This window comes from Rahnella perminowiae (assembly GCF_019049755.1).
In the GTDB taxonomy this organism is placed as follows: Bacteria; Pseudomonadota; Gammaproteobacteria; order Enterobacterales; family Enterobacteriaceae; genus Rahnella; species Rahnella perminowiae.
Genome location: NZ_JAFMOS010000352.1, coordinates 1 through 5,673, shown reverse-complemented (window position 1 = coordinate 5,673; position 5,673 = coordinate 1). Strand labels below are relative to the sequence as shown.

The window sequence follows — 5,673 nt, the reverse complement described above, 5'->3', positions numbered from 1 at the left end:
GATAAACGTCTGTGGGCAGCCCGCCCGGACGTACCCGCCCGCTGCGTTGTCAGTGCCAACGCGTGCACGTATTTCAAAAATATCGTCAGCGAAGCTGAAGAAGCATCATTTCAGGTATTGGCCCGTCATACGGTCGCTGATGCGCTGGCTGAGTTCGAACGCGGTGGCAAGTACAAATGTACCAAAGACCTGGCTTCGCAATACGCCGAAGATTCTCTCTGCTCAAAATAGAGTGCTATAAGCCAGTCCGCGCACATCGCGCTTAAAAAAAACCTGTAAAAAAGCCGGGATATTCTCCCGGCTTTTTGCATTGTGGTTATCTGAAGAGCGTTATGCTACTTGCGTTTCCAGCACCGCTTTCTTACGCGTCACCAGCTTACGCAGCGCGACATAAAATACAGGCGTCAGGAACAGACCGAACAACGTCACTCCCAACATGCCGGAAAATACGGTGATTCCGGTAACGCCTCGCACTTCAGCACCCGCACCGTGACCGAGGATCAACGGGACAGTCCCGGCGATAAACGCAATCGAGGTCATCACGATAGGGCGCAGACGCAGACGACATGCCTCAAGCGCGGATTCGATAATCCCTTTACCTTGCAATTCAAGCTCACGGGCGAACTCAACAATCAGAATCGCATTCTTACATGCCAGCCCCATCAGCACTACCAGGCCGACCTGAACAAACACATTGTTATCGCCCCCCGTCAGCCACACACCGAACAAGGCCGATAGCATGGTCATTGGCACAATCAGGATCACCGCCAGCGGCAGCGTCCAGCTTTCATACAGTGCAGCAAGTACCAGGAACGCCAGCAATACGGACATCGGGAATACAATCAACGCCGCATTACCTTGTGTTGACTGCTGATAGCTCAGATCAGTCCATTCGATATTCATACCATTCGGTAACAGGTTTTTCGACATTGCGGTCAGCTCCGTCATTGCCTGCGTCGAAGAAAGCACACGCGGATCGGCATCACCAATTAAATCTGCTGCCGGATAACCGTTATAGCGGATTACCGGGTCAGGGCCGTAAGTGGTGGTAATGTTCAGCATACTGCCGATGGGTACCATTTCACCTTTATCGTTACGGGTACGCAGATTGGCAATGTCTTCCACGGTGTCACGGAACTGTCCATCCGCCTGCGCCATTACTTTCCATGTACGACCGAATCGGTTGAAATCATTGATATAAGACGAGCCGAGATAGACCTGCAACGTGCTGAACAGTTCATCAAGTGATACGCCCTGAGCCTTAGCTTTGTCACGGTCAATATGTGCGTCGAGCTGCGGCACGTTAGCCTGATAGGAGGAAATCGGATACCCCATTCCCGGCGTCTGCATAATAGCGCCCGACATGGTGTTAATCGCGGTTTGCAATGCACCATAACCCAACCCCGCGCGATCCTGCACATACAGGGAATAACCTGAACCCTGACCTAACCCGAGGATCGGCGGCGGCATAATGGAAAACGCGAACCCTTCCTGAATCTGCGAAATTTTGGCGTTTATTTCCGCATTAATTTCCGCCGCCGTACGGGTACGTTCACTCAGCGGTTTCAACGCAAAGAACACCGTGCCGGTATTCGGCGTATTGGTGAACTGCAGCGCGTTCAACCCGGGGAATGCCACCGCATCAATGACGCCATCGGTACTTAAACCCATTGCGCTGATTTTGCGGATCACCGCATCAGTGCGGGATAATGACGCACCTTCCGGCATTTTCACACCTGCAATCAGGTACAGTTTATCCTGCGTCGGAATAAAGCCCCCCGGCACAGCTTTGAACATAAATGCAGCCGCGCATAACAACAGAACGTAGACCACAAACACCGCGCCACGACGTCCCAACGTTTTAGACACAGCATTCTGATAACGATGTGAACTGGCATTAAAGAACCGGTTGAACGGTCGGAAAATCCAGCCAAAAAGTCGGTCGATGAGCCGCGAGGGCATGTCTTTCGGCGTACCGTGCGATTTCAGCAACAATGCCGCAAGAGCAGGGGACAATGTCAGCGAGTTGATGGCCGAAATCACAGTTGAAATAGCGATAGTCACCGCAAACTGCTTGTAGAACTGACCGGTTACCCCCGACAGAAACGCCATCGGCACAAATACCGCGCACAGCACCAGTGCGATAGCCACGATCGGCCCGGACACCTCCCGCATCGCCTGATGCGCAGCATCCCTTGGCGCAAGTCCTTCCTCAATGTTTCGCTCGACGTTTTCCACCACTACAATGGCGTCATCGACGACTATCCCTATCGCCAGCACCAGTCCGAACAGGCTGAGCGTATTGAGTGAAAATCCGAGCAAATACAGGATGCTGAATGTCCCTATCACTGAGATCGGTACCGCCAGCAGAGGAATGATCGACGCACGCCAGGTTTGGAGGAACAGGATAACAACCAGCACGACCAGCACGACGGCTTCCAGCAATGTGTGAACCACCGCACTGATGGAATCCCGGACAAACACCGTCGGGTCATACGGCGCACGCCAGGTCATGCCTTCCGGGAAACGGGTTGCCAGTTCAGTCATTTTGGCTCGTACCGCATCTGACAAATCAATCGCATTCGCTCCGGGAGACTGGAAGATACCAATCCCGACTGCATCTTTATTATTAAGCTGCGATCGCAGGGCATAACTACCGGACCCCATTTCAATACGCGCCACATCACGCAGACGGACAATTTCGCCATTATCACCGCTTTTCAGGATAATTTTGCCGAACTCATCTTCATCTTTCAGACGCCCCTGTGCATTGATGGAAAGCAGATAGTCACTGTCCTTCGGCATCGGTTCAGCGCCCAACTGACCGGCAGAGACCTGCACATTCTGTTCCTGCATGGCTTTCACAATGTCAGAAGCCGTCAGACCTCGGGCCGCAACTTTGTTCGGATCCAGCCACACGCGCATGGCATATTCGCCTGCACCGAAAATCTGAATCTGCCCGACACCCGGCAAACGCGCCAGTTCATCTTTCACCTTCAGCGTGGCGTAGTTGCTCAGATACAGCGAATCATACTTGCCGGAAGGTGATACCAGATGCACCACCAGCGTTAACGTTGGCGACTGCTTCTGCGTGGTCACACCCTGACGGCGGACATCTTCCGGCAGACGTGCTTCAGCCTGCGCGACCCGGTTTTGCACCTGAACCTGAGCCTGATCCGGATCGGTACCCGGACGGAAAGTGACCGTTGTCACCAGCACGCCGTCAGAACCGGCGACGGATTTCATGTACACCATATTTTCGACGCCGTTAATCGCTTCTTCCAGCGGCGTCGCAACGGTTTCTGCAATCACTTTCGGGTTGGCGCCCGGATATTCAGCACGAACCTGAACGCTTGGCGGTACCACGTTAGGGTATTCACTGACAGGCAGCAAGGGGATAGCAATTGCCCCGGTAACTAAAATCAGAATCGACAAAACGGCCGCAAAAATCGGCCTGTCGATGAAAAAGCGGGAAAAGTCCATGAGTCAGGATTCTCTTTTATTGAACGGCAGGGGCGGCCGGCGTGACAGTGTTAGCCACCATGCTGACGGTTTTGGCGTTGACCGGCATGCCCGGCATAAACACTTTCTGTACGCCGTCGATGATCACACGGTCACCGGCTTCCAGGCCTTTCTGTATGATACGTAAGCCTGCGTATGTGCGGCCAATTTCCACATCACGGCGCTGTGCCTTGCCATCTTTATCAACCACATAAACGAATTTACGATCCTGGTCGGTAAGGATGGCTTTATCGTCCACCAGCATGGCATTGAACTGTGCGCTGCCCGGCATTTGAACCCGGGCAAACAATCCCGGCGTAAAGGTACGGTCACGGTTATCCAACAGGGCACGCATGCGGATGGTGCCGGTGCCGGAGTTGAGCTGGTTGTCAGTAAAATCAACCACACCCTGATGCGGATAACCGTTTTCACCGACCAATCCGACATGCACCGGCAAGCGATTTTGCGGGCTGTCGTTCAATTTCCCTTCGCGGGCCAGCGCCTGGTAACGCAGGAAAGTCCCTTCATCAACGTCGAAATATACATAGACTGTGTCGAGTGACACCAGCGTGGTCAGTACGCTCGCGCTGTCACCTGCTGTCACCAAATTACCGGTCGTGATCATCGCACGGCTGGCACGGCCATCAATCGGGGAAGTAACACGGGTGAAATCAAGATTAAGTTGGGCCATGTCCAGCTGTGCCTGTGCAGCCAGGACATCAGACTGTGCCTGCGACGCTGCCGAACGACGTTGCTCCGCGACTTCTTTCGACACGGCCAGCGTCCCGATCAGCGCTTCTGTTCGTGCAGATTCACTTCGTGCCAGACTGGCCTGATTGCGCGCGCGCACCAGTTCAGCCTGCGCCTGTTCCTGTGCAGCCCGGTAAGTACGATCATCAATGGTGAACAGTACCTGACCCTTTTTCACTTCCTGGCCTTCCTGATAATTCACTTTATCGATATAACCGGACACGCGCGGCCGCAGTTGTACACTTTGTACCGCTTCCACACGCCCGTTAAAGGCATCCCACTGACTGATTGGCTTAATTAACACATCTGCCACGCTGACCTGCGGAGCAGGCGGTGCGGCATTTTGCGCCACGCTGTTGTCACACCCGGCGAGCAGGGCAACCATCAGCGCAACCCCTGAAAGGCGCAACATTAAAGGCGTACCAATGACGTGGTCGCGTACAACAACCTGTGATTTTTGCAGGTTCATCATTATTTTTTATTTCCAGTGTGTAAGTGCTGCCAGGCAATACACCGGCCTGTCCGCCGGGTAACGTCCTTTGCCTGAACCGACTTTTTTGGGACTTGTGCCGTTCATCAGCACAATAATGTATCAAATACTGATACAATTGATTCGTGAGGATTGTAGAGATGCGCTTACTAAACTGCAAGAATTACTGTTACACTTTATGTGCTATTTTACAGAACGTTTACCTGGGGAAATGAGACTATCCTGTAACCGTCAATTAAATGCAATAGTAAAACTTGCATTTAACCAAAAACTGGGTCAACGTATAAAAAGACGAGTCGCCCTCGGGGGGCGCAAACAAAAAAAAGCAGGAGACTGGCCATGAGAACCGAGGATTTCATTCACGACCTGATCGAGTGGATCGATCACAATCTGGAAGAACGACTGGATATTAAAACGGTCGCCAAGCGGGCAGGTTATTCCCGCTGGTACCTGCAGCGGATGTTTAAAGAGCACACCGGCCTGCCGATGGGGGAATACATTCGTGAGAAAAAACTGAAGAAATCTGCCGATATGCTGGCCAGCAGCGGCGAGCCTATCGTCAGCGTTGCGATTTCGCTGGGCTTCGACTCACAACAGTCCTTCACCCGCAGTTTCAAACGACAGTTTGGTCAGACTCCGGGCGACTGGCGTCGCGGGCTTAATCTGGCAACTGAATGCCAGGGCTGCCTGCACTAACTCTTATCTCTGCTTACGCTGCGTTTATCTCGTGAGCGTGTAGGGGGCCCACTGGGAAAACTGAAATATCCTACGTTTAGCCTGGTTTTATACAGACTTTTATCCACTGAGCGTAACGAACAGTATTTCCCAGCCCCTCTGCTTAAAACGGGTACGCCATACGTAATCTCCGCTCAGGTTGATATGTTCACACCCCAACGGGGAGACATGAGAAACCCATTATTTATTAAATAAAT

3 protein-coding genes and 1 pseudogene are annotated in these 5,673 nt (G+C 52.7%); 2 read left to right on the top strand and 2 right to left on the bottom strand.

Translation table 11 applies throughout. From position 1 onward, the window contains the following. Window positions 1-231: pseudogene (locus J1785_RS04000) on the top strand (Rrf2 family transcriptional regulator); the annotation flags it as partial. 99 nt (window positions 232-330) lie between these two features. On the opposite strand, the gene J1785_RS03995 reads toward J1785_RS04000, so the two are convergent. Then, window positions 331-3,483 carry an efflux RND transporter permease subunit gene (locus J1785_RS03995; RefSeq protein WP_129953545.1) on the bottom strand — a complete coding sequence of 1,051 codons (3,153 nt, stop codon included), beginning with the start codon at window positions 3,481-3,483 and terminating at the stop codon, window positions 331-333. Between the two features lie 16 nt (window positions 3,484-3,499). Further along, window positions 3,500-4,663, bottom strand: coding sequence for an efflux RND transporter periplasmic adaptor subunit (locus tag J1785_RS03990; RefSeq protein ID WP_129953741.1), 1,164 nt, complete (start codon window positions 4,661-4,663; stop codon window positions 3,500-3,502). A 417-nt stretch (window positions 4,664-5,080) separates the two neighbouring features. Between J1785_RS03990 and J1785_RS03985 the strand changes: the two genes are divergently transcribed. Beyond that, a complete protein-coding gene (locus J1785_RS03985; RefSeq protein WP_013577757.1) occupies window positions 5,081-5,437 on the top strand; it encodes a helix-turn-helix domain-containing protein in 357 nt (118 codons plus the stop codon). Window positions 5,438-5,673 lie beyond the last annotated feature (236 nt).